This is a genomic window from Shewanella sp. 10N.7, from assembly GCF_020806285.1.
In the GTDB taxonomy this organism is placed as follows: Bacteria; Pseudomonadota; Gammaproteobacteria; order Enterobacterales; family Shewanellaceae; genus Shewanella; species Shewanella electrodiphila.
Map to the genome: position 1 here is coordinate 19406 of NZ_JAJGZS010000015.1, position 24970 is coordinate 44375.

A 24970-nucleotide genomic window follows, 5' to 3' on the forward strand; every position below is an offset into this window, starting at 1 on the left:
AAACCTATTAAGAGTATGAGTACATGAAATTAATAAAGAAACTCGCTGCAGGGATCACTACTTGTATCATCTTGAGTGGATTAACATTCTCATCTGTTCAGGCACATATGATGGTGGCCCAACATGGCACAATTAACTTAGTCGATGATGGTGCCTTTATGGTGCTATCACTGCCGGTGTCGGCGTTTCATTTTCTTGATAATAGTCTGACTGAACTTGATGGCTCTGATGCTGCTGATGGCTCTGATGCTGATGCTGCTGATGGCTCTGATGGCTCTGATGGCTCTGATGGCTCTGATGATGTTGATAAAAAAATCGGCAATATATCAATGTCGAACCTGAGCATTGATCAAAATAATGACGGAAAACTATCATCTGATGAATTACAACAGCATCGACAACAAATAAGCCGCATCATTCTACAACGGGTAAGTTTAAGCGATGCTACTGGCCCACTGCCTCTGCAAGGGTTGATTATTTCATTGGCTTCACATGGCTCTCCTAAACAGCCATCAGATCAAATCATCGTTATGGGCAGGTTCAAACTCAACAAGAATCAAGATCCCCTCATATTTGAGAATCAATTATTTGGTAAAAGTTTCAGTGAACAAGTGATTGATATGAGTGTCACTCGGCAAGAGGATAAGCAGAAAAAAGTATTTCAAATTTCAGTAAATGCTCCATCGCATCAATTATTTTCCGTTCTATAAAATGAAAACATTCACACTAGCATTAAGTTACCTTTGATATTCATAACAAAACGGCAGCCATTTAGGTTGCCATTTTCATCTTAATCTTAATCTTAATCTTAATCTTAATCTATTTATAATACCTATGTCTTTAAAGTCATTGCTAACAATAAGTGATTAAATTAATCAGCCAGTCTTACCACATCAACATCTAATGAAGTTGACGACCAATCACTATCAATTTCACCTATAATTGTTAATTTGATCTCAGGAGTTGCTTGAATACCATGCCAATCATCATTTTCAATTTCTACCACAATCTCACCGCTATCATCCTTAAAACGATATTCTTCATCACCTAAAGACTCGACAATATAGCCTGTTAATACTGCAGGAGTATCATCTTTTGCTTCTAACGCTTTAGCTGCTGTATTCACCACGCCTCGACTTGGACCAGTAAAGCCTCCTACTTGGCTAACACTTGCTTTAGCCGATGGTGTAACGACTGAATCAGTATAACCTTCAGAAGAGCTGGCGATTGCTGTTGTTGAAGCAAATAACACGCCGCACACTAATAATTTCTTCATTTGATGACCTCAAAATAGCTAACTTTTAATAGGAACATCATACTATAAATTAGTTGTACAAAAGCTGACATTTACAGTGGTTAATATTAATCATCGTTAATGGTTAACTTGTGAAGTTTATTAAGGCAGCTTAAGACCTGTCTTGAAAAGGATATTGTTGCCGCACTGGTTACCTAAATAGGGACTATCAGCTAATCATTCACCATCGACTCACACTCAAAGCCTTGGCGCATTGAGTCAAATCGACACTGAGAACCACATTGCCACGGCGCATTATCATATTTAGCTGATACCGTTTGAGCGTGAACTTTGCAGGACTGATAATCGGTGAAGTCGGTGTCCATTTCGTAGGCAGCTGAAGTATAGCCATTTTTATACACAAACGAGCTCCATACTGCAGGCCCCTTATGTTGATTAGACTGATTAATCATTATCACAGCTGTGATAACAGCAATCAGTAAAATTAAGACAACTACGATAGAAATGGCATTGGAATTTTTTGAAACGGTCATAAGTATCAGCACAGCTTTCGAAAAGAATTAGCATAAACTTTAACATGATATTTGCAATCAAAAATGCGGCCAACATCTAGTCTACAGTGATTAATAAAAGCTTACTCACGCCCTCTATTATTAACAAAACCTATAAACTAATTCTACTGAACTCTCGCTTATCAATCGCTTTATACCTGCTAACATTAATATATTGAATGTGCGGGCGATAGGTTTATAAAACATCAATTTTTAAGCCTTAAAGTCTTAAAGTCTTAAAGTCTTAAAGTCTTAAAAATGAAACCTTAAAGGCAGTCCCGTAACTTATTAATCACTAGGAACTCATCATGCAAAAGACGATTCTTGTTACCGGCTCTACCGATGGCATTGGTTTAGAAACAGCAAAGATGTTAATTGCTGAAGGTCATAAGGTGTTATTACATGGCCGTAATCCAAATAAACTGACTGACGTTGTTAATCTATTAGCTACAGCAGCAGATGAATCACAAATTGAGTCTTACGTTGCCGACTTATCGAGCATGGAAGAGGTAAGAGCTTTGGCTAAACAAATCAAAGCCAAGCATAATCACCTTGATGTGCTAATTAATAACGCAGGGGTTTATAACCCAAGCACATTAATTACCCTAGATGGCTTAGATTCACGTTATGCGGTTAATACTTATGCACCCTATTTATTAAGCCAATTATTACTGCCTATCATGGATTCAAGTAGTCGTATCGTTAACTTATCTTCTGCAGCACAGGCGGCATTTTCTGCCAATGATATGGCTAAACCAAGCCCATTGTCTGACTCAACCGTATATGCCCAAAGTAAATTGGCACTGACGATGTGGTCACGCCATTTAGGGTTAGCGATTAAAGGAACAGGCCCAATGATTGTGGCAGTTAACCCAGCATCAATGCTTGGCAGTAAAATGGTCAAACAAGCATACGGCGTTGCAGGTGGCGACTTATCGATTGGCGCAGATATATTAACTCGCGCAGCGTTAGCTGATGAGTTTGCAGAGGCAACAGGGCAATATTTTGATAATGATAGAGGACAGTTCGCCTCTCCTCACCCTGACGCTTTAGATGTGGCTAAAACAGCAAAAGTGGTAGACGTGCTAGAGCAAGTTTTGACAGAGCTGAGTTAAATTAAGTTAAGTCAGTCTTCTTTTTAAAATAAAACTACGGGTACTTATAACAATACCCGTACTGTCTTATATAAATTAACCACTACTATTTTTACAACGAACGCTTTTCAATAATATCAATATAGTTAAGTATTGCAGCAGCTAAACGCTTTGAAATTTTTCAACTTAAAGCTAAACAAGCTGTATAGTTTAGTCGCTAAATGACAATAAAAAAGCTAAAACTGCTGCGATTTCAAACAAGTTAGTCAGCCACTCATCAATTAAAATATGACTCATATCTCCTTTTGAAACTTTAAAAAAAAATTGTTATCCAGATCGCATTTTTATTTTGAAACTCCTGATAAATTCCAGATTAAGCACACACTAATATAGTGTTCACAACCACCAATACTAAGTGCTTGTAGTTTGGGCTTTATGATTGATATCGAACAGACTTTCTATTTCAAGGGCGACTTATTCCCCAACAAGAAAGCCATGTCTCGATAGAAAGGATATTTTATGGCTGAAATTATTGACCTTGTTCCAAATAATACTGAAATCGATGGGTTTGACAAACCATCTACTCCAAAAGCAAAAGAAGATATGTTGCATAGACGAGAGGTGAAAAGACGCCTTGAAGACTACTTAGAAGCACAACAACTTAAACGTGCTATGGGTGGCGATGACTTCTTTGCTTAACACGTTATTGTATTCAAACACTCTGTTTATCTATTCTGCATAAGCGTGCATTTCTCCACCATGCTTTCCGTGCATCATTAAGCTCAAGTGACTTCTCCAACACTGAGCTTAATGAACCACGCATCCATTATTTCCGCTGTTACGCTGCTTTATTTATACAAAAATGGCATAAAAAAACCACAGTTTTCATCAACGTTCAACGCTACAGATACCAGTAACTTCACGTTTAAAAATCCGTGGTTAGGAGTAAATTGAAGGGGGGAACTCCTGAAGACTAATGCCCATTTTTATCGTTTTATTTGATATACCCCATAACTTAAGCGAGGCATTGAGACTGTGATAGCTTGTTTTTCAACGTCAATTAAGTGGCTTGAATCTACATTGCTAGAAGGTAAGCCGTTATAATATAAATCACCAGCAGCCTTAAAGGTTTTCAATACATCTTCAATCGCCGTGATAGGCTCACCTTTATCTGTCATATCAATTTCAATGCTTGCAGATTGATTACCAGAATTAAACACAATCAAATATTCTTCACCACTCGTTTCATCCACTCTAGCAAAGGCAAACATGCCGCTGTTCGCTTGGATTGATGAGGCTTGAATTATTGATTCTTGAATTGCTGAATCTTGGATTGTTGAAGCTTGATAGTATCTAGGTTGATATACGCCACGACGTAAGCTTCTATGCTCTTTCCTAAGCTGACTGAGGGCTGATATCGCCATAAATAGTGGATGGGATTGATTAAAATTATCTTCAGCAGTCGTCGCTGAAGTCCCCATTAACACATTATCGTTATAACTGTTTACCCTTGATGGAAACATGTCTTCTCTTGCATCAATATCGTTACCATCACCAGTAAAGCCTTGCTCATCACCGTAATATACAACGGGGATCCCGCGCGATAAAAACATAAACGCATGGGATAAAATACTCCGCTGTAACTTTTCAGCTGCCGTCAATTCAAGTCCTGAGCCATTAATAAAATACCCCGCTCGCCCCATGTCATGGTTACTTAAAAAGGTCATCAATAAATCTGCTTGGCTATCTTCATCTTGATACAACACATCTTGCTCAAATAACTGTTTTGCTAATAGCGGGCTTTTACCACGATAAAAAATATCAGCAGCGACATCCTGAAAAGCAAAGTCTAATACCGAGGGCAATTTACCTTCTGTGGTATACAAACTGAGATGATGTGGGTTAGTGTCGTAGACCTCGCCAAATACATGAAAATTAGGAATGCCTTGCTGATTGGCATAATCAATAATTGCTGGTGTAAAAGTTTGCCAGAATGACAAATCAACATGACGCACAGTATCGATGCGAAACCCGTCAGGCTTAAACTCGGCTATCAATTGCTGATAAATTTCAATCATCCCTTTGAGCACTTGAGGATTTTTAGTATTAAGATCGTCAAGGCCATTAAAATCACCATTAAGTGAGCTTTCACCTTTAAAGCTACTATCACCTTGATTATGGTAATACTGCGGATCGTTCAACCACTCTGGCACTTTAATATCAGCGTGTTCATCAAGTATAAATGGTGAATATTGTTCTGTTTTAGATGTGCTTAATGGCTTGTATTCACAATGGTCTAGACCTTGACGGAATTGACCGTCTTGTTGATGGCACTCGCTATAGCGGATGATGTCTGCGGTGTGATTAGTGATGATGTCAAAAAACACCTTCATTCCCCGCTGGTGAGCAGCATTGATTAAGGCTTTAAGATCATCATTACTACCAAAGTGTGGATCAATTTCACTGAAATCGACAATCCAATAACCGTGATGTGCAATGCCGTCTTTTTGAATCGCCTGATTTCTCAGTAGTGGTGTCATCCAAATAGCTGTGATCCCTAGAGACGCCAAATAATCTAATTTCTGCTCAATCCCAGTAATATCACCACCATGAAAACCACGCGTTGACGCCTTATCGACACCACCGTGAGATATTCCTGACAAAGCGCCATTATCGTTAGCTTCATTGCCATTATTAAATCGATCTGGCAATACAAAATAAAAAATGTCATCCCGAATATCTCGATGTAGATAATCTTGGTAAATATCTAACGATGCTGGGGGTTCGCTTACGTTCGATTCCCTGGATATTGATTGCGTGGACGCTAATTCAAAAGCCGCTGACTCGGCTTGAGATGACTCACTTATGAGGCAACCTAGGAGCAGTACTCCTGCATTGACAGTGACTAAACCAAGCCTTGCTACACCCAATGTAGTTTTTGATAATATTGAATTCATATTTGTTCTTAATCCATTAATAGTTCAAACAAAAGTGCCACAACGAAGTGATATAAAGTTAAGGTAACTCTTCACCTTTTGCGCTCACATATAAGGCATACCAATGTTCACGGGAAAGTTTCAAGCCAATAGCTTGCTGACAAGCTGAAATTCTTTGTAAGTTCGTAGTACCAATGACGGGCTGAATTTGCGCAGGATGCTGCATTAACCAAGCAAGTAAAATGGCTTCCTTGCTAACACCGTAATCTGCGGCTAATCGCGCTACTAATTTACTGGTTTTTTGAACCGCAATTGGTTGACTACTTGCATCGACTCCAGTGTAAAGCCCCTGACACAAGCTCCCCCAAGACTGCACTTGCAGACGGTTCTGCTGGCAATACGCTAATGTACCAGGGGTAAAGTTAACCCCAGCGCCAGCTTGATTACCCGCATAAACAGTTTCATCGAGCCAATCTTGCTTGTGTAAACTCAACTCAATTTGGTTGACAACTAAAGGTGTATCCAGCGCTTGTTGAATGGCTGATACTTGATGATGCTGCATATTAGAAACACCCAAGAATCGTACTTTTCCTGCATCACGTAAACGATGGAACGTGTCTGCGACTTCCTCTGTCTCCATGAGTGGATCTGGGCGATGCAATACCAACACATCAAGGTAATCGGTTTGTAATTGTTGCAAGCTTTTATCAACACTGTGGTTAATCCATTGCGCTGATAAATCGTAACGCTTTGGCCCTAAATCATCTTCAAGACGGATACCGCATTTGGTTTGAATAAACATCTTTTCACGTAATTCAGCACGAGCTGACAACACCTGACCAAACACTTGCTCTGCTTTACCAAAGGTATAAATATCAGCATGGTCAAAGTAGTTAATTCCCTGTGCTAAAGCCGTATCTATAACCTCGTGAGCTTGATTTCGATCAGCTGCGCTAATGTCATGATTATTCCAGCCACCGCCTAGTCCCATGCAGCCATAAACCACTCGGCTAACGTCTGGTAAGTGTTGCGCAAGCGCCAAAGGCTTAACGTTGACTTGTTTTGCATTTATTGCTGAGTTTGAACCCGTGACTGATTTTGAATTAATAACTGATTTTGAATTAATAACTTGAGGCTCGGTTAAAGATGCATTCATTGAAAGGCTTCGCTCGTTATCGGCACATTTTAGATAACAATCAGTGTAAGCATTGAGCAGCAATGAGGAACCGTATTCACCAAAATCATTGTTTGATATAGCTACCAATAAAAGAATACAATTCGTTTTAAAAGATAATGATGAATAGTTTAAGATAATTAATTTAAGATGATAATTTTAGGGTGTTGATTTTAAGATGATGATGACATGAGTCGAGAACACAAAAAATTTGAACGGCTATTTCTGTTCAGTGAAGTCGCAAAACAATTAAGTTTTACTGAAGCCGCAGCCTCGCTTGAGATCTCAAGAGGATATCTTTCTGAGCAAATTAGACAGCTTGAAAAAGAGTTCGCCAGACCCTTACTCATCCGCACCACTCGCAGTGTAAAACTCACGCCTCAAGGTGAGCTTATCCTTGCAAGCATGAGCCATGTAAAACAGTCGCTTTTAGATTTAGACCGACAGATCCGTCATGAGAATAACAGTATTGCAGGACGGATTAAAATCACCGCACCAAGTCAATTTACCCAGCGTTATTTATTAGCTATCTGCAGTGAGTTTCAGCAACAACATCCACAGATTAGCTTTAGTCTCGATAGCAGTTACACCACCCATGACCTTGCCAAAAGTGATTTTGATTTAGCGATTCGCGCGACTAACACACCACCACAAAATATGGTGGCAAAAAAGCTGTTTTCTTATCAGCACATTTGCTGTGCTTCCCCTCAATACCTTAACCGTAATGGTATGCCTCAACGGGTGACAGATTTAACTAAGCATGAATGCCTAACAGCAACGGAGTTTACTGAATGGCCATTAAATGGCGAGTCATTACCTGTATTAAGTAGCCTTAGCGTTAATGACAATCACATGCTCAAATCGTTAGCCATTGCCGGACAAGGGATTATTATGGTGCCCGAATACTTAGTGGACAAAGAAATAGCCTCAGGGCAACTCATTACAGTATTACCACAGGTCAGCACTGTCTCTTCAGCCACGTATTTGATGCATCCACAATTGATCCATCAATCAGCTAGATTGTCTCGCTTTATCGAATTTACCTTGCAATGGATAGCCTATAATTTACCGCCCTCTCAGCAAGCTGCCAGCTAATCATTCTTCCTCGACGATAAATTTAGTCGACAAAAAACCTATCAATACTTGATAGGTTTTAGTGCGAATAAGCTCAAGTTTAGTTAGCCTGATCAAGGCTAAAGTCTAGCCTCACTTGCAGCCCTTTTTGCTCAATGGCTTGCCCTGCAACCGTTTTAGGTTTGTACTTCCAATTATTAATCGCTTGTATTGCTGAGCGATTAAACACTCTTCTGGGCTCAGCCTCCATCACTTGAGCATTGATAACTTCGCCCGTCTTACTAATATCAAACATCACAATCACATAACCCTCTTTACCATCTCGCGCTGCAGCCATGGGATATTGCGGTGAAACCTGCACAACAGGCATAGCATCTCCATCATTGTAGCTGCGATCATAGTTCTCTTTTGGCACAGGTAAGGCTTCAGGCGTAAAACCTTTAATGACGTCAGCATCTCCCTCTGAAGAAGTTGGCATAGGAGTACGATCAATAATTGCAGGCACTTTTTGAGGTTGCACCCTGATTTTTTTGATCACTTTTTGAGGCTCTTGTGGCTTTTGAAAAAAGTTAATCACTGGCAATGGAGCAGGTTCATCAACATATACAGCGTCACTTTTAACTAATTGCGCCATGAAAACGAATAACGCTAAAGTGACAATTGCGCCTAACAACATAATTCCAGCTTTAGTGATTAGCTGACGTGGTGCTAACAATCCCCCCTCTGAAACAAGGGCATTGCTCATATGCTGCATCACTAAATTTACTTGGTTATGCAACTGAGTTTGCGCCTGAACTTGAAGCTTAAAGATGATATTGGATTTGATCATAGACATTCCTTGTTATTTATTATTAAAACAATAGGTGGTGCCTTTTAACCTCTAGTTGCCAATTAAGTTAACTGGCAAATATTTTGTTACAAATAGCTAAAACCCGCCCAAATTTAACACCAACCAAACAAATCAATCACACAAAACCAACCAACCAGAAACACAAAAGGCACATCACAAGGGGGAGTGACAAACATATTAAGTTGATAATATCGCGATATTTTTCAGATCTGGGGGGATAAACTTAGTGATTGTTCGCGCCTAAAATCTAGGCTGATATTGAAATTACTCAATAAAAACAAGATTTGCTAACAATTATTAAATTGACTTTTTTCTTCAGTCTAAGAGTATGGATAGGTTTTTTACCGATAAAGCCCACTTTCGTTAAAATACCCATAAAAAATAACATCGAATAATTATAAAAATATAAACCGATTCCATCCTTTGTAAGGAAGCAGACAACAATGAAAAAAACACTGATCGCAATTGCACTGGCCTCAACATTTTTGAGCGCTTGTGGCACTTCAGATGTAAAAACCACAGATAACGCCACAGATAAAGTTAAAGCAGCAGTCGCCACCCTAACCCAAAAAGCTGAATTGGGTGATTTCGGCGTTGATTTAACCGCTCGTAATGAAGCTGTTAAACCAGGTGATGATTTCTTTATGTATGCCAGCGGTACTTGGTATGACAATTTTGAAATGCCAGCTGATAAAACTCGCTACGGTGCATTTACCGCATTAGGTGAACGCAGCGAGCAGCAAGTCAAAGAAATCATTGATGATATCGCAAGCCGCAGCGACCTGAATGCTGAAGAGCAATTAATTGCTGACTTTTATCAGTCTTATATGGACACAGATACCATCAACAAACTGGGTATCAGCCCAATTCAAGGTACTTTAGACACCATTACAGCGATCAAAAGTACCGATGACTTAACCCAAGTTTTTGGTAATGCATGGCTAACCGATGCTGAATCGCCAATTTCTGGTGGTATGTGGTTTAACCGTCTTGATCCAAACCAGTATGAATTATCAATTGGTGCCGGTGGTTTAGGTCTTCCAGATCGTTCTTACTACCTAGAAGATAGCGAGCGTTTTGTAAAAATTCGTAGCGCCTACGTAAGCCATATTGCTGAAATGCTTGCTTTTGCAGGCATTAAAGATGGCCAAGCTCGCGCTGAAGCGATTGTGGCATTAGAATCTAAAATAGCTGAAGGTCAATGGCCACGTGAAAAACGTCGTAACCGTGATTTAACCTTAAATCAGGTAAAACGTGCTGACTTAAACAATGAATACCCTAACTTCAACTGGGACTTATTCTTTGAGCAATCAGGTTACCAAATACCACAGCTTAACGTTTCTCAGCCTGAGCCTATCAAGGCAATGATTGAGTTGGTTAATAATCAGCCACTCAATGTATGGCAAGATTACCTCACCTTCCACACTGTCAGTAACAATGCAGGTTTATTATCGGAAGATATCTACAATACTAGCTTTGCGTTTTACGGCAAAGAACTCAGCGGTCAAGAAGAGCCTAAGCCACGTTGGAAGCGCGCTGTCGCTGAAATGTCCGGTACTCAGTCACTTGGTTTTGCAATCGGTAAAGTCTATGTTGCTCGCTACTTCCCTGAGTCATCTAAGCAACAAATGGCTGAGTTAGTAGAAAACCTTCGATCTGCATTAGGCCAACGCATTGATGGTCTTGATTGGATGGGCGATGAAACTAAAGTGAACGCTCACGCTAAGCTAGCTGCCTTCAAGCCTAAAATTGGTTACCCTGATGTGTGGCAAGAGTTTGATGGATTAGCACTGACTAACAAAGATTTGCTAAGCAATATCAAAAATCTACGTCAGTACTTCCATGCCGATAGCGTTGCTAAAGAGCTGAAGAAAACCGATCGCAATCGTTGGGGCATGACACCACAATTTGTCAATGCTTATTACAATAGCTCATTTAACGAAATTGTATTCCCAGCGGCAATTTTACAACCGCCATTCTTCGATCCTAATGCTGATCCTGCTGTGAATTACGGTGGTATTGGCGCAGTTATTGGCCATGAAATGGGCCATGGTTTTGATGACCAAGGTTCTAAGTCTGATGCTAATGGTATTCAGCGTAACTGGTGGACTGATAGCGACCGTGCTGCATTTGAAGCGAAAGCAGATATGCTTGCCGCCCAATACAGTCAATATGAGCCTATCCCTGAAAACTTCGTTAATGGCCGTAATAGCTTAGGCGAAAACATTGGTGATGTTGGTGGTCTATCTATGGCATATCACGCTTACCAGTTAAGTTTAAATGGCAAAGAAGCACCAATTATCGACGGATTAACTGGCGATCAGCGTTTCTTCTTAGCTTGGGCACAAGTGTGGAAAGAAAAACGCACCGAACAAAGCATGTTAAGCCAGCTTCGCGCCGGTACCCATGCTCCTGGTCGATACCGCGCATTAGCACCACGTAACCATGATGCATGGTACAAAGCATTTGATGTTAAGCCTGGTGACAAACTGTATTTACCTGAAGATGAGCGTGTTCGCATCTGGTAATCAGTTAACCATTCAAACGTGAGTTTTCATATTGAACTCGCACAAAAAAGCCAGTCACTGACTGGCTTTTTTATTAACTCATTAAGGCGGTATTAAATAGAAATTTTATTTCGCTAGCTTCACCACCACGCGGCCACGCACCTTGCCAGCAATCAGAGCATCAGCGGTATTAATCACTTCATCTAAACTGATTTCTTTGGAAATATCATCAAACATTTCCGGCTCGATAATCTCAGCCAAACGCTGCCAAGCCTCTAACCTATCTTCAAGTGGGCGCATGACGCTGTCGATACCCGCTAATGTCACCCCGCGTAAAATAAATGGCATCACTGAAGATGGAAAATCCATTCCCTGGGCTAAACCACACGCTGCCACTGTGCCGCCATATTGGGTACTAGCACAAATGTTTGCCAAGGTATGACTCCCTACAGAATCAATCGCACCAGCCCAACGTTCTCTCGCTAATGGACGACCAGGCTCTGATAAAGTATTACGATCAATCACCTCTGTAGCGCCTAACTTTTCTAGATAAGCGGATTGTTCAGCACGACCTGTTGAAGCCACAACTTTATAACCAAGCTTGGCTAGAATAGCGATAGCAAAGCTCCCTACTCCGCCATTGGCGCCTGTTACTAAAACTTCACCTTTATCCGGTGTCACACCGTTTTTTTCAAGTGCAATAACAGACAGCATGGCCGTATAACCTGCAGTACCAATTGACATAGCTTGTCTTGGCGTAAACGCTGCTGGAAGCGGAATTAACCATTCACTTTTTAAACGTGCCTTTGTCGCTAAGCCACCACAGTGAACTTCGCCAACTCCGAAACCATTAAGTAGCACATGGTCGCCTTGAGTAAATTTATCACTATCTGATTGCTCAACCACACCGACTAAATCAATACCCGGGATCATAGGAAACTGCCTAACAACCGGTCCTTTTCCGGTAATCGCCAAAGCATCTTTATAATTTACCGTGCTATAAAGTACCTTCACGCTAACATCGCCTTCAGGTAACAGACTTTCATCAATTGCTTTAACTTCTGCGCGATAACCTTGGTCATCTTTTTCAATCAATAAACCATTAAACATGGTGTCTCCTTAATATAGACCGAGCGTCTATAAATGGTTAAAAATTTTTTATCGCGGTAATCCAGCGATAAAAAACTCGAGGTAATTCTGTAAAGGTTGGGTGCTTTGAACTAGCTTAGCGCGGCTTACCGCACCTTCCCAGCCAACCCAAAACTGTTCAGCAAGTAATTCACAATTTGCACTTTGTGCGATTTCACCTTGAGCTTTAGCCGCCTCAAGACAAATGGATAACCTTTGTTGCCAATCTAAAAATATATCAATCAACTGCTGGCGATAGCTTTCAGGCAGCAAGTCCACTTCTTGGCCTAAATTACCCACTAAACAACCTCGTTTGAACTCAAACCGAGCCATACCAGTTTTGGCGCTTTCTACAAATTGGCCAATACGTGCTAAGGGCGAATAGGCTTGATCTAACAAGTGCTTATCAAGTTTGTGCGCAAAATAAGTCGCATAATTGTCAATCACAACCTGACCAAACTCTTCTTTACTGGAAAAGTAATAATAGAAAGATCCCTTAGGCACGCCTACTTTTCGCAATATTTGATCAATCCCTGATGAAGCAAAACCTTTTTCGGTCAGCTGCTCAAGGCCGCTGCGAATTAACTCAGCGCGAGTATCTTGATTGTCTCTTGCAGCCTTTGGTGGTCGACCTCGACGAGGTTTAGCCGCTTTTACCAGTTGTGATTCTGTCATGGTTCAATATTAGACCGATCGTCTAGTTAAATACAAGTATCGTCTGCAATCTCAATCCAAATTTGAGAATTTGATCGCAAATGATCTCTTAAAGGAAAAGAGGTAGTCGCAAGCTATAGAACAAAGCTTGATTGAACAACGCTGGATTGAAACAAGTCTCATAAATTACAGTTTAAATCATGCTAGAACTTGCTAAGAATATTCATCAATATTAAGCCATTCATTTTGTGGCTTAGTGTTTAACTATTATATCAGTGTTTAACTATTATATTAGTGTTTAACTATTATACTTAGTGTTTAACTAATATATTAGTGTTTAACTCTTATATTAATGATTAACCTTTTTGATAGCTTAACTTTCTGATAGTTAAACTTTGCGATCGCATAAATCCATTTCACTATCATAAAATCTATTTGCACTATCATGAAACCAGCTTGCACCAAGTTGAATCAATAAAGTCTTAAAACAGCCCTTAAAAATCTAAACTCAACCGAAAGACTCACAACTATCGCACCTCTATAGCTCATCGAACTCACTGTTAGCACAGTAATTTTACTTACCTGCACCAATAATGAACCTGTCAAGCGTAACATTTTTGCAACATAGGAATAATTCTTGCTTCACTAAGCCTATGAATTTTAATAAGAGAATAGCTTTGGGGAGCATAAATGGACAATATTAGTGACGCAATCGGGGTCATTGCACAAAGTGCAGACACCCTTTTTATCCTACTTGGTGCAATTATGGTGCTTGCGATGCACGCAGGCTTTGCATTTTTAGAGGTTGGTACCGTTCGACACAAAAACCAAGTTAACGCATTAGTTAAAATCTTAACTGATTTCGCCTTTTCAGCTGTCGCCTACTTCGTCATAGGTTATCAAATTGCTTATGGTAGCCACTTTTTTGTTAGCGCCGACACGCTAGCAGCAAATAATGGCTATGACTTAGTGAAGTTCTTTTTCCTATTAACGTTCGCGGCAGCGATTCCAGCAATCGTATCAGGAGGTATTGCTGAACGTGGCAGTTTCCGTCCATTCTTGTTTGCATCAGCGTTAATTGTTGCCTTTGTTTATCCACTTTTCGAAGGGATTATTTGGAATGGTAACTATGGTTTTCAAGCATGGCTTGGCAGTACTTTTGGCGCTGAGTTTCATGACTTTGCAGGTTCAGTTGTCGTCCATGGCATGGGCGGCTGGTTAGCGTTAGTCGCAGTTTACTTTTTGGGTGTCCGTGGTGGTCGTAAACCTGGGGTAGCCTTTGCACCTTCAAACATTCCGTTTCTTGCATTGGGTTCATGGATCTTAATCGTTGGTTGGTTTGGCTTTAATGTCATGTCAGCACAAACCTTAGATGGCATTAGTGGCCTTGTAGCATTAAATAGCTTAATGGCCATGGTGGGCGGCACTATTATTGCGCTTCTTGTCGGTAAAAATGACCCCGGATTTATTCATAATGGTCCACTAGCAGGCTTAGTCGCTGTTTGTGCAGGTTCTGATTTAATGCATCCTATTGGCGCTTTCGTGGTAGGCGGGGTTGCTGGCGGACTGTTTGTATTTGTGTTCACTAAGCTTCAGCGCAGCACTAAAATTGATGATGTCTTAGGTGTATGGCCACTTCATGGTTTATGTGGTGTTTGGGGTGGTATTGCAGCGGGTATATTTGGCCAACAAAGTCTCGGCGGCCTTGGTGGTGTAAGCGTTATGTCGCAACTTGTCGGCACTGCTGCTGGCGTCGTATTCGCTGTGGTTGGTGGGTTCATCGTTTATGGCATCGTCAATAAAGTATCTAGCTTACGTTTAAGCCAAGAAGATGAATATATCGGCGCTGACTTAGCCATTCATAAAATTGGCTCCACCAATGCAGACAAGTAACCGAAATCAATAAAACCATTATTGTACTGATTTTCAGTAACAAAAAAGCTCAAGCGATGGCTTGAGCTTTTTATTGAAACCTGACAATTATAAAACTGTAATGACGTCAGCTTCTGGTAAGCGGGCTTTAGGTAAGCCTTTGTTATAATCTTCGCCGTCTTTGTGGTAACCAATCGCTAACGCGAATTGACACACATAACCGCCTAATTCTTCATTAAAAATCTCACCGATTAAATCCGGGTCAACCCCTTCCATTGGCGTTGAATCAATACCTAAGCGAGCAAGTACATGCAAAGTATTACCAATTGCTATGTAAGTTTGTGCCTTAGTCCAGCCGCCATTATAACCATTCTCATCGGTATTAAGGTCCACAAAACCAAAAGCTCCGTTAAGCATGTTGTCATACATTTCAGCAGGTAAATGACCTGAAGAAACTTCAACATCAACGACTTTTCTGTAGTCATCTTTAGTGAAATTAGGGTTATGAGCGAACATAATAATATGTGACGCTTCAGTCGCATGCGGTTGGTTAAACTGATGCATATTAGCAAATGTGTCGTGGAAACGTTGTTTTGCTGCATCGCTCTCAAGCACAATGAATTTCCATGGCTGTGAGTTAATAGAGGAAGCTGATAAACGAATAGCTTCTTTAAGCACAGTCATATCTTCAGCCGAAATACGCTTTGATGAATCGTATTTTTTAGCAGTGTAACGGCTGTTTAAATCTTTAATAATTTGGTGAGACATGATGATTTTCCTCATTGAACGATGTCGATGGAGTGCATATTAAAGATCATTACGAAAGAGAAAAAGAGCCGATAGCTCCAATCATTATGGTCTTAATCATCCACAATGAACCACTTTGTTATTCCAATTTGTTTTCTAGTGAAAATTACCGCCATAATAACAAGCGCGCTTTTAGGGCTGTTTAAGTAGCGGGTTACTGTTTGAGAATCTATTTAAAAAATAACATTCACAATGGCTATAGCCATAACTATGACTATGACAATAACCATAACTATGACTATGACTATGACAATAACCATAACAATAGCCATGACCTGACAATAGCCATGCTATAGCCCATTCATGCATCATGGTAAAAATCAAAGCTCAAGGAATAGCGAAAATGAAATCACCAACTTGGACCTTAATGGCTGCTTTTATCACAGCAACCTGCTCGATGAGTCTGCCTTACTCTGCTCACTCAACCGACATAAAGTCCGATTTTATTTGGCCAGCTAATTATCAAGCCGCTGTCAGTCTGTCCTATGATGATGCGTTAATGAGTCAATTAGCCCATGCTATTCCAGCACTGGATAAATATGGCTTTAAAGCCTCTTTTTACCTCACCTTAGCAAATCCAGGTACACAGCAAGGAATGGAGCAATGGCGCTCCGTAGCCGCTAATGGTCATGAGCTAGGTAATCACACCATTTTTCACCCTTGTAGTAAAAGTCAAAAAGACCGTGACTGGGTTGCCGCTTATCATGATATCGACACTAAAACCTTGACTCAGATACAGCAAGAAATCAGCGTCGCCAATACTTTTCTGCAAGCAATAGATAGCCAAACCAGTCGCACTTTTACTATTCCCTGCGGCGATACTGAAACCGCTGAAGGTAATTATGTCGAGGTAATAAGAAACGATTTCGTGGCGATTAAAGGCTTTAATCCGCAGTATGATGCCAAATTTGATTTGTTGATGATGCCCGAAAATGTCAGTGGTGAAGCGCTGATTAACTTTGTAAAAAAAGCCCACAGACAAGGTGGCATCGCCAATATCTTGTTTCATGGAATTGAAGGAGATTACTTAACTGTCAGTAATCAAGCTCATGATGAATTATTGCAGTATTTAAGTGATAACCGAGAAACGCTATGGGTCGATAATTACCGAAATATTATGCAATACGTAAAGCTCAAGCATCAACCACTCAATCCCCAAGAATAAGCTAAGTGATCGATCACTCATACTTCTGAAGCAAAAAGTGGTTCACTCCTCTTTTCAACCATTTTCCAGTCGGTCGAAAACCGATAGTTAGACACACTTCAAACTTTAATAAATTAACTGATATTTATACTTTTTTTCTAAATAAGCCTGTGATTTTTGTTCTATACTGAATTTAAGCTAATCTCGGTGTAAAAGGATTTACAAAGATAATGATGGTGTTATGGAATGACCAGAAACTGATTAATTTAATTAAGTTTGCACCTGCCTTAACAGTGTGCTTTTTCATGATTATTATTAATATTGTCATCATCAGTGACAACCAAGAAAAAGCCAACAACAGTATAATATCCCTCAGAGAAGACGTCATTGCTCGCCAAAAACAAGAAATCAAACAGCAAGTCAATCAAGTTATAAACATCATTGAATTCAAAAAAAGTGCAGCGCTTTCACAGCTAAAAAACCTATCTAGAATGCGAGTAAATGAAGCCCACGCTATTGCTCTCAATATCTTTAATATCAACCAAGATAAACCTGAATCAGAAGTCAAAAAAATGATTGTTGATGCATTAAGGCCGATTAGGTTTAATGATGGCAGAGGTTATTTTTTTATTTTCCAAATGGATGGCATAAATGTACTACACGGATTAAAACCTCATTTAGAAAATACCTCAGTATGGAACGCTCAAGATCTTCGTGGGACTTATATCCTGAAAGAGCACATCCAGAAAATACAACTGCATAACGGTGAAGCTTTTTATCATTGGTGGTATCAAAAACCTGGTTTTCCAGCTAATCAAGAGTTCGAAAAAGTGGGCTATGGCAAACAATTTGGCCCCTATGACTGGTTTATCGGCACAGGCGAATATCTCGCCGATGTAGAAGAAGATATTAAAGATACCCTCCTAAACTGGATTTCTGAATATGATGACGACAAACATCAGCGTGTCTTCATTATTAATAAGAGTGGTCATCCACTGGCCAACCCTATCAGCCATCAACGACATGACTTCGTCGAACACCATGAGCACACGACTCAAGAATTAGTCAATCAGTTGCTCTCTCAAGTTAGCATTGAGGGGAATTTCATGGAATTTGATTTAGCTAATTTAACCAAAGAAAAAAGAGCCCCTGTTGAAATTAGTTATGCCAAATTACTTGAGCCATGGGGCTGGGTTGTCGGGGCACATTTCAATTCTCATGACTTTGAAAAGTATCTGAATAATAAACAGGAGAAATTGCTTTTAAATAACCATGAAAAACTGATGAAGGTGCTCACTTTAAGTATTCTATCGACCTTTTTTATGGTGGGAGGCTGCCTATTCGCCAGTAATTTAATTGCTAAAAGATTTAAAAAGTTCAAGTTTCAAATTGAGAAAGACTTTAAAAGGTTAGAAAACTCCAAAGCCACCATGAAGCATATGGCGATGCATGATGGCCTCACAGGGTTTCCTAATCGATTATGCTTCGTAGAGCATATTGCTAAAGGGATCAAAACCGCTAACAAAAAGCATAAAAAACTCGCGGTATTATTGATTGATATCGATAATTTTAAAAAAATTAATGATGTTTATGGCCATTCAGTTGGGGATGAATTACTCAAAGAAGTGAGCCGAAACATAGAACAATCTATAGTGTCAGAAGACACAGCTTCACGCTTTGGCGGAGACGAGTTCGCATTTTGCTTTCCAAACTTAGACAACATTCATCAAGTGCATCAAAAAGTTGTCTTGATCCAGGATATCTTTAATCGAGAATATAGCTTGAATGACAATCATCATGAGATTAAAGGTAGCATTGGGATCAGTATGTACCCCTCTGACAGCCAAGACCCTGAAGGGTTAATTCGCAAAGCCGATATTGCACTTTATAAATCCAAAGCCAAATTGAATGGTTTGGTCAATTTCTTTGATGAAGAGGTCGATGCTCAAATAACTTATGAATACCAACTTGAAGAACAGCTAAGATCCGCTTTAGCCAAGAATGAAATTAGCGTCTTATATCAACCTCAAATCACCACAAATTCTGAAAAACTGCAGAGTGTTGAAGCATTAGCCCGTTGGAACAATCCAATACTGGGTAACATCTCACCAGAAATTTTCATTAATATTGCCGAGAAAACAGGCCTAATAAACAGCATAGGTTTGTTTATATTCCGTAAAACCTGTGAAGATATTTTAGCCATCTCACCCAATGGCGATAGTGCGATCCGTGTGGCTATTAATATTTCTCCCCATCAATTATTGGATATCAATTTTGCCGAATCGATTACTCAAATAGTTAATGAGGTCCATATTGATCAGCAACGTATTACATTAGAAATTACTGAAAACTTAGTCCTGAAAGATTTAAAAAAGACATCCATTATTTTAAATGAATTAAAAGCACTAGGATTTGGTATTTCCCTTGATGATTTTGGTACAGGATATTCTTCATTAAGCTATTTAAATGAACTGCCAATAACTGAAATCAAAATAGATCGCTGTTTCATTAATAATATGATCAGCAGCCCACAAAGTAATGCCCTAGTCAAAGCCATTTTAGCTATAAGTGAAGCTTACGATATCAAAGTCGTCGCTGAAGGGGTCGAAGAAAAAGAACAGTTTTCAACTTTAAAATCATATGGTTGTGAACTAATACAAGGTTACTACTTCGATAAACCCTTAACGTTAGCGCAATTAGAATCAAAATACTTCCATAAACACTAAAACCTTAATAAGTGCTCAGCCTTGGGTACTGTCTGCAACTCTATCTGAGATTGAAGTGATTGAGTCTTTACTCTATGGTGATTAACATAGAAAGCGGCTTTCTAATTACAGCCTAATAACTAATGTACATAACTCAATAAATAATCAAAATGAAACCAGTTAACACACGCATGGATACCAATTTACTTCAGCCATCTCCCCCACCTCACGCCTTGATTGTAGAAGGTGGTGCCATGCGAGGGATTTTTGCCTCAGGAGTGTTAGATCGTTTTATTGATTTAAACCATCGCCCTTTTGATTTTTGTATCGGTGTTTCCGCTGGTTCAACTAATCTCGCCTCTTGGCTTTCAAATCAAAAGCAACGAAATTACCGTATTATCACCCACTACTCATGCTTGCCTGAATTTATTGATTTAAAACGTTTTATTAAAGGTGGACACTGGCTAGACCTAAACTGGTTATGGGATATTCTTGCCAAAGAATGTCACTTTGATATGGACACCTTTAGCCAACAACCAGTCCCACTATTTGTGGTCACAACAGACATTACTACTGGAAAAGCGGTTTATATTAAAAGTAATGCTGACAATATCGAACATATCTTAAAAGCATCATGTTCAGTACCTATCGCATTTAGAGATTTTCCAGCCTATCAAGGCAGCCCCATGACAGATGGCGGTATCGCTGACTCGATTCCAATTATCAAAGCCTACGAAATGGGAGCGAAAGAAATCACTGTCGTGCTATCAAGGCCACTGGGTTACCGAAAGAAATCCCCGAAACTACCTTGGCTAATAAAGCGTGCATTAAAAGCTCACCCACAATTAGCCAATGCAATGGTCAATCGTGCCAATAGTTATAATGACGCGATTGATTTTATTCAGTCACCACCCCTGGATTGCAAAATCAATGTTATCGCTCCACCAGCAGAATTCAATGTTGGCCGTCTAACCACAGATAAAGCCACCTTAGAGTCGGGTTATCAAATGGGCATTGATGCCGCCAATCTAACAGTTGGTAACAGTTGAACCGGTAAACTCAGCCTTAAATAATATCAGCCTTAAACAATAGACAAAAAAAACCGGACATAAAGTCCGGTTAACGTGTTGCTTCCGTGCACTGGTTACGAAAAAAATGCCTTAAGGCAAGTTGGCTATTCGTGACACCACAAAACATGATAACGAACGCCAATAACCAACGAGTAGATTGATAATTCAGTGATTGCTTTTCTTATACTAATTATGGGTAAAACATACTTATAACGGTGTTACTTATGGCAGTTCTTGTGACCACACGGTGTCATTTACCACCTTGTCAAAGCCATACTTGTAAAGCGCTTTCATGTATTCAAGGTCAAACATTGCTTTGGTTTTTGATGGCGCGGTAAACTCATCATCAACATAGGTAAAACGTAAATCGATTTGCTGAAGTTCGCTATCGTAAAGCATCTTGTATAAGTCTCCACGACTTTGCAGTACGGTTAAGCTTTTTAAACTGCGGGTTAGGAGTTTCATGCCTTTATCTGGCGTCGGTTCATAGGGCATATTAAACATGCCGTTGCGAATAACATGAATATAAGGCTGCTGCGTTAACCCTAAAGCTTTGGACACTTTGTTAAAGTCAGTTTGAGTCGGTTCAAAGAACATTTGCGCCGATAAACCGCCATCGACATGCAACTCTTCGTATTGTTCACCTTGATAATTCACTTGAATAAACTGCGGTGGAAAAACCCCAGGAATTGAAGAGCTTGCAGCAATAATCTGATGAATTAAAGCCTGTTTATTTTCTATATCGCTATTGGCAATTTGACCAATATTCCAAATGGATAAACGACCTGAATCAAATTGAGTGGTGCCAATAAAGAGTCGACGACCCGCTTGATGTTGCTTGGCGATTTGCTCAATCATTTCTGGGTTATATACATGGGTAATAAACTCGAACATATTGTCGCCATTGCTAAACCCATCTTTGAATAACGTATTTAAAAAATTACGTTTACCAATCACTTCTTTATCTGTGATACCTAACATGACTTCTTTTAGTCGAGGAACTTCATCGCCACCTAAAAATGCAAATGGTGCAATCAGAGCCCCTGCGCTCACGCCTGTTACAATGGTGTATTGCTCAAGTTTATCTTGTTCATATAAGCCATTTACGATACCAGTACCAAACGCACCTTTAGCACCTCCCCCCGATAGCACGAGAATATTTAACGCATCACCTTGAACCTTCAGTGGAGTTGATTTGTTAAGCTCTGAATATAAAAAATCATCCTGCTCACCGGCCCAAAAACGTAAAGGTTCTTTCGATGAATTATCGGCCACATCACCAACAATAGCCTGTTCATATCCTTTTTCAGGAATACGAATATCTAGTGTATGCGTCGTGCTACAGCCCATTAAAATGGTCACTAACAATAATGCAGCTAATTTCTTAATATGAGTCATGCTATCTCTCTTTTGGTCTGTATAGCGACATGCATCTCACTCGTTTAACTGTTTTTATTAGCAGTAAACAGGAAGGCTTATCGTTCAATAAACGGGGTTATATCTGTTATGACTAATTACCCCCTAATAAGCACACCATGGTGTATTTATTTTAAGGCTAACGTCATATATGCAGCTTGAATTGGGGCACTATAAAGACAAACTAGCCTGCACTTAAATCACGTTTGTAGGATTAAACCCTCGCCTAGAACATCCATACCTTTAACTCTCTTGCTGAGTGTTTTGGCTTGCTCCAATAAAAAATAACAAATCAAATCACCACCTCTCCCAAGAGTCATCTTCCGTTTAAAAGCACAAAACCTTAGCTAAGCGTTTAAAGCTAAGCGACTAAAGCTAAGCGGCTATAACTAAGCGCCTAAAGCTAAGCGGCTATAACTAAGCGGCTTAGGCTAAACCTTTAAAGTTAAGCGCCTATAACTAAGCGACTAAAACTAAGCGACTATAACTACGCCCTTAAAACCAATCGACGATTGGCAATTGGTTAATTGCCATTCAGCTCAATTAACTCGCTCCCACGACTTAATAAAGAACAAATAACCCTCAGCGAGCAAAAAACAACCTGAGGGTTTCATCCTACAAACGCGATTAACTTAAATTAATGTCTCCCCCTAGAATGCTCGCCAACACATTAAGACCGATGCAATTTCAACAATGTAACAAGATGAGCAGCACATAAAGATGCGCCACTTTAAGCAGAAATTGTATGGGGTTCACAACTGACCAAGGTTCGTTAGTTGATATCAATAACGATTGAATACGCATAGTTTTGCGGTTCAATAGGAGTATTAGACATGAGCTTTACAAAGAACTGGATGACATCATTCCCAATGCAAGTATTAACCCTTGGTATAGGCTTGTTGGCACTCAATTATCCAGTGCATGCATTTGCTGAAGATACGCAAATCGAAGTCGTTAAACAGCAAGAACAAATTTTGACTGGCAGAGCTATTTTTGCAAAGTACGGTATTGCTGATGATCTACCTAAGCTTGGCTTAAGCTCGTTAATGCAAGGTGAGCATCTGGTTGAGCACGTCACCCGCACTGTGACGGTCGGCGATGAAACAAGCAGCACAGAAGCTTTTTTAGTCCAAAATACCGATAACAAAGGCAACATTGATTTAAGAATCAAATACGACCCAGCCAAAATTGATGAAAACGAAGACATCATCAATGAAATAGAAGCCAACACAAAAATTGAGTATCGTCTGCGTAAATATGCCCAGAGCTACGATCCAAACTCAGTGACGGCAACAGAACTTGATAACGGCCAAGTGGAAATCGCCTTTAACTACTCAAAGTTTGGTTTGCCACAAGATATTGCTTATTTCCGTTTTATGCGCGTGAAACTTACCGTTGATAATGGTCAACCTGTGCGTATGGTCATTAAAAACACCCGTGATTTTGCATACAAAAAGTACCGTATGCGCGACTATAGCCAGATTGTCGATTTTGAAACTCATGCCAATGGCGTTGTCAGCATGAAACAAAAACACATTAAAATTGCTGGCGAGAACAAAAAGGGTGTCCCTGTCAGTCTCACCACGCTCGTTGAGCCCGTTGCTTTTTACAATGAAGATATGAGTTCGACTGTACTCAATGAAGCACGTTTATCTCAAGTGTCTGACCCACGCTACCACGAGGAGAGCGTAAAGCTAGATCGCGTATTCCCATTAATGAGCGATATGGTTCGTCAACAAGGTATCGATGTGCCGTTACCATTTGGTATTTCTATGGCTTACCGCAACCAAGACATGAACTTTGGCTTTACTGACTTTGACATTATGGGCGTTAAGTTAAATGAACTATTCGATCCTTATAAATCGGTAGCTCAAGTGACAGCTGAAACACTCACTTTACGTGGTGAAGTGAATATCCTGCCATTTTGGAATGTGTTCGGTTACTACGGAAAACTAAATGTTGATGCCAACGTTGATGCGGAGTACACCGGTGAAATTGGCCGTCAGCTACAAGATGCACTGAATAACAAACTGCCTGGTTTAGGGAACGCAGTATGTGATGGGCTATCTGCATTATGTAACTCGGGCACATTATCAGTGCCACTTGATTTACATTATGACTTAGCCGGTATCGGTACAACTTTATCAGTTGGCTACAAACAGTTTTTCGCTTCAGTAACCACCACTTACACCAAAACAAGAATGGAAGGTAGTGATAAGTGGAGCGACGGTATCTTAACGGTTCAACCTATGCTGGGTTACCAACTGGCTGATTACCGTGCACAATTTTTTGTTGGTGCTGAATATCAAGGCTTAAAACCGAATATGGAAGGCACGATTGCTGGTGTTGAAATTGGTGGAGAAGAGTTTTTCTATAACGTCGGTGTTGACGTTAATAAGTGGGCTTTCCTTGCAGGCTTTAACAAGCAAATAGGTAAAAACTATAACGTCAGTGTGCTTTACAACAAAGGCGAAACACGTAACTCATTTACAGTTAACTTTGGCTACCACTTCTAAATCTTAATTGTTCGACAAAGCACATGACGAGCTAGCCAACTAAAGGCTAGCTCAATATCACTGACTATGGCTATGTAGGCTGAAAACTCAATGAGGACTCCATCCTACATATGCGATTACAGATAGATAGCTTGAGCAATTATTATACACCCACATTCACTGACAGCGCAGCCAACAGACCTTAACAATAATCAGTAAGCCTAACTTGGCGAACTGC

The 24970-nt window shown here is 40.0% G+C and carries 19 protein-coding genes; 10 read left to right on the plus strand and 9 right to left on the minus strand.

Going from position 1 to position 24970, the window contains the following annotated elements; all coding sequences use genetic code 11:
* The first annotated feature begins 23 nt into the window (after positions 1-23).
* Positions 24-710 (plus strand): hypothetical protein, encoded by a 687-nt coding sequence (locus LMH66_RS10930; RefSeq protein ID WP_229370039.1) that lies wholly within the window; start codon positions 24-26, stop codon positions 708-710.
* Positions 711-871: 161 nt separating this feature from the next.
* Here the strand turns inward: LMH66_RS10930 and LMH66_RS10935 are convergent, their stop codons facing one another.
* Together LMH66_RS10935 and LMH66_RS10940 are read right to left on the minus strand one after the other, a co-directional pair.
* Positions 872-1276, minus strand: a complete 405-nt coding sequence (locus tag LMH66_RS10935; RefSeq protein WP_229370040.1) for a YgiW/YdeI family stress tolerance OB fold protein — start codon at positions 1274-1276, stop codon at positions 872-874.
* A 191-nt stretch (positions 1277-1467) separates the two neighbouring features.
* Entirely contained in the window at positions 1468-1788 is a 321-nt protein-coding gene (locus LMH66_RS10940; protein ID WP_229370041.1) for a hypothetical protein, read from the minus strand.
* Positions 1789-2114: 326 nt separating this feature from the next.
* Between LMH66_RS10940 and LMH66_RS10945 the strand changes: the two genes are divergently transcribed.
* Positions 2115-2921, plus strand: a complete 807-nt coding sequence (locus tag LMH66_RS10945; RefSeq protein WP_102529430.1) for an SDR family NAD(P)-dependent oxidoreductase — start codon at positions 2115-2117, stop codon at positions 2919-2921.
* Between the two features lie 498 nt (positions 2922-3419).
* Positions 3420-3599, plus strand: a complete 180-nt coding sequence (locus tag LMH66_RS10950; protein ID WP_102529429.1) for a PA3496 family putative envelope integrity protein — start codon at positions 3420-3422, stop codon at positions 3597-3599.
* Positions 3600-3886: 287 nt separating this feature from the next.
* Here the strand turns inward: LMH66_RS10950 and LMH66_RS10955 are convergent, their stop codons facing one another.
* Both LMH66_RS10955 and LMH66_RS10960 read right to left on the minus strand, forming a co-directional pair.
* Entirely contained in the window at positions 3887-5857 is a 1971-nt protein-coding gene (locus tag LMH66_RS10955) for an alpha-amylase family glycosyl hydrolase (protein WP_229370042.1), read from the minus strand.
* Between the two features lie 58 nt (positions 5858-5915).
* A complete protein-coding gene (locus LMH66_RS10960; RefSeq protein ID WP_267869144.1) occupies positions 5916-6992 on the minus strand; it encodes an aldo/keto reductase in 1077 nt (358 codons plus the stop codon).
* Between the two features lie 207 nt (positions 6993-7199).
* Between LMH66_RS10960 and LMH66_RS10965 the strand changes: the two genes are divergently transcribed.
* Positions 7200-8105 carry a LysR family transcriptional regulator gene (locus tag LMH66_RS10965; RefSeq protein ID WP_229370044.1) on the plus strand — a complete coding sequence of 302 codons (906 nt, stop codon included), beginning with the start codon at positions 7200-7202 and terminating at the stop codon, positions 8103-8105.
* Positions 8106-8184: 79 nt separating this feature from the next.
* Here LMH66_RS10965 and LMH66_RS10970 read toward each other — a convergent pair whose 3' ends face one another.
* Positions 8185-8913, minus strand: coding sequence for an energy transducer TonB (locus LMH66_RS10970; protein WP_229370046.1), 729 nt, complete (start codon positions 8911-8913; stop codon positions 8185-8187).
* 464 nt (positions 8914-9377) lie between these two features.
* On the opposite strand from LMH66_RS10970, the gene LMH66_RS10975 reads away from it, so the two are divergent.
* Entirely contained in the window at positions 9378-11462 is a 2085-nt protein-coding gene (locus tag LMH66_RS10975; RefSeq protein ID WP_229370050.1) for a M13 family metallopeptidase, read from the plus strand.
* 105 nt (positions 11463-11567) lie between these two features.
* Here LMH66_RS10975 and LMH66_RS10980 read toward each other — a convergent pair whose 3' ends face one another.
* The gene (locus LMH66_RS10980) at positions 11568-12551 is read right to left on the minus strand and encodes an MDR family oxidoreductase (RefSeq protein ID WP_229370052.1); all 984 of its coding nucleotides are present in this window, start codon (positions 12549-12551) and stop codon (positions 11568-11570) included.
* A 48-nt stretch (positions 12552-12599) separates the two neighbouring features.
* Positions 12600-13244, minus strand: a complete 645-nt coding sequence (locus LMH66_RS10985; RefSeq protein WP_102526521.1) for a TetR/AcrR family transcriptional regulator — start codon at positions 13242-13244, stop codon at positions 12600-12602.
* A 669-nt stretch (positions 13245-13913) separates the two neighbouring features.
* Between LMH66_RS10985 and LMH66_RS10990 the strand changes: the two genes are divergently transcribed.
* Positions 13914-15116 carry an ammonium transporter gene (locus LMH66_RS10990; RefSeq protein WP_229370054.1) on the plus strand — a complete coding sequence of 401 codons (1203 nt, stop codon included), beginning with the start codon at positions 13914-13916 and terminating at the stop codon, positions 15114-15116.
* A gap of 87 nt (positions 15117-15203) precedes the next feature.
* Here the strand turns inward: LMH66_RS10990 and LMH66_RS10995 are convergent, their stop codons facing one another.
* Positions 15204-15863, minus strand: a complete 660-nt coding sequence (locus LMH66_RS10995) for a nitroreductase family protein (protein WP_102526523.1) — start codon at positions 15861-15863, stop codon at positions 15204-15206.
* A gap of 382 nt (positions 15864-16245) precedes the next feature.
* Here LMH66_RS10995 and LMH66_RS11000 point away from each other — a divergent pair, with 382 nt between their 5' ends.
* From LMH66_RS11000 to LMH66_RS11010, 3 genes are all read left to right on the plus strand, one after another.
* Positions 16246-17067, plus strand: coding sequence for a polysaccharide deacetylase family protein (locus tag LMH66_RS11000; RefSeq protein WP_229370056.1), 822 nt, complete (start codon positions 16246-16248; stop codon positions 17065-17067).
* A 209-nt stretch (positions 17068-17276) separates the two neighbouring features.
* Positions 17277-19772, plus strand: coding sequence for an EAL domain-containing protein (locus LMH66_RS11005; RefSeq protein WP_229370057.1), 2496 nt, complete (start codon positions 17277-17279; stop codon positions 19770-19772).
* 149 nt (positions 19773-19921) lie between these two features.
* A complete protein-coding gene (locus LMH66_RS11010) occupies positions 19922-20800 on the plus strand; it encodes a patatin-like phospholipase family protein (protein ID WP_229370059.1) in 879 nt (292 codons plus the stop codon).
* A gap of 243 nt (positions 20801-21043) precedes the next feature.
* On the opposite strand, the gene LMH66_RS11015 is transcribed toward LMH66_RS11010, so the two are convergent.
* On the minus strand, positions 21044-22219 hold the full coding sequence (locus tag LMH66_RS11015; RefSeq protein WP_229370060.1) for a patatin-like phospholipase family protein: 1176 nt from the start codon (positions 22217-22219) through the stop codon (positions 21044-21046).
* Between the two features lie 851 nt (positions 22220-23070).
* On the opposite strand from LMH66_RS11015, the gene LMH66_RS11020 reads away from it, so the two are divergent.
* Positions 23071-24753 carry a hypothetical protein gene (locus LMH66_RS11020; RefSeq protein ID WP_229370062.1) on the plus strand — a complete coding sequence of 561 codons (1683 nt, stop codon included), beginning with the start codon at positions 23071-23073 and terminating at the stop codon, positions 24751-24753.
* Positions 24754-24970: the final 217 nt, after the last annotated feature.

Coding starts and splice junctions, on each gene's coding strand:
- LMH66_RS10930 (WP_229370039.1), top strand. CDS start 24: ATGAAATTAATAAAGAAACTCGCTGCAGGGATCACTACTTGTATCATC.
- LMH66_RS10935 (WP_229370040.1), bottom strand. CDS start 1,276: ATGAAGAAATTATTAGTGTGCGGCGTGTTATTTGCTTCAACAACAGCA.
- LMH66_RS10940 (WP_229370041.1), bottom strand. CDS start 1,788: ATGACCGTTTCAAAAAATTCCAATGCCATTTCTATCGTAGTTGTCTTA.
- LMH66_RS10945 (WP_102529430.1), top strand. CDS start 2,115: ATGCAAAAGACGATTCTTGTTACCGGCTCTACCGATGGCATTGGTTTA.
- LMH66_RS10950 (WP_102529429.1), top strand. CDS start 3,420: ATGGCTGAAATTATTGACCTTGTTCCAAATAATACTGAAATCGATGGG.
- LMH66_RS10955 (WP_229370042.1), bottom strand. CDS start 5,857: ATGAATTCAATATTATCAAAAACTACATTGGGTGTAGCAAGGCTTGGT.
- LMH66_RS10960 (WP_267869144.1), bottom strand. CDS start 6,992: ATGAATGCATCTTTAACCGAGCCTCAAGTTATTAATTCAAAATCAGTT.
- LMH66_RS10965 (WP_229370044.1), top strand. CDS start 7,200: ATGAGTCGAGAACACAAAAAATTTGAACGGCTATTTCTGTTCAGTGAA.
- LMH66_RS10970 (WP_229370046.1), bottom strand. CDS start 8,913: ATGATCAAATCCAATATCATCTTTAAGCTTCAAGTTCAGGCGCAAACT.
- LMH66_RS10975 (WP_229370050.1), top strand. CDS start 9,378: ATGAAAAAAACACTGATCGCAATTGCACTGGCCTCAACATTTTTGAGC.
- LMH66_RS10980 (WP_229370052.1), bottom strand. CDS start 12,551: ATGTTTAATGGTTTATTGATTGAAAAAGATGACCAAGGTTATCGCGCA.
- LMH66_RS10985 (WP_102526521.1), bottom strand. CDS start 13,244: ATGACAGAATCACAACTGGTAAAAGCGGCTAAACCTCGTCGAGGTCGA.
- LMH66_RS10990 (WP_229370054.1), top strand. CDS start 13,914: ATGGACAATATTAGTGACGCAATCGGGGTCATTGCACAAAGTGCAGAC.
- LMH66_RS10995 (WP_102526523.1), bottom strand. CDS start 15,863: ATGTCTCACCAAATTATTAAAGATTTAAACAGCCGTTACACTGCTAAA.
- LMH66_RS11000 (WP_229370056.1), top strand. CDS start 16,246: ATGAAATCACCAACTTGGACCTTAATGGCTGCTTTTATCACAGCAACC.
- LMH66_RS11005 (WP_229370057.1), top strand. CDS start 17,277: ATGATGGTGTTATGGAATGACCAGAAACTGATTAATTTAATTAAGTTT.
- LMH66_RS11010 (WP_229370059.1), top strand. CDS start 19,922: ATGAAACCAGTTAACACACGCATGGATACCAATTTACTTCAGCCATCT.
- LMH66_RS11015 (WP_229370060.1), bottom strand. CDS start 22,219: ATGACTCATATTAAGAAATTAGCTGCATTATTGTTAGTGACCATTTTA.
- LMH66_RS11020 (WP_229370062.1), top strand. CDS start 23,071: ATGAGCTTTACAAAGAACTGGATGACATCATTCCCAATGCAAGTATTA.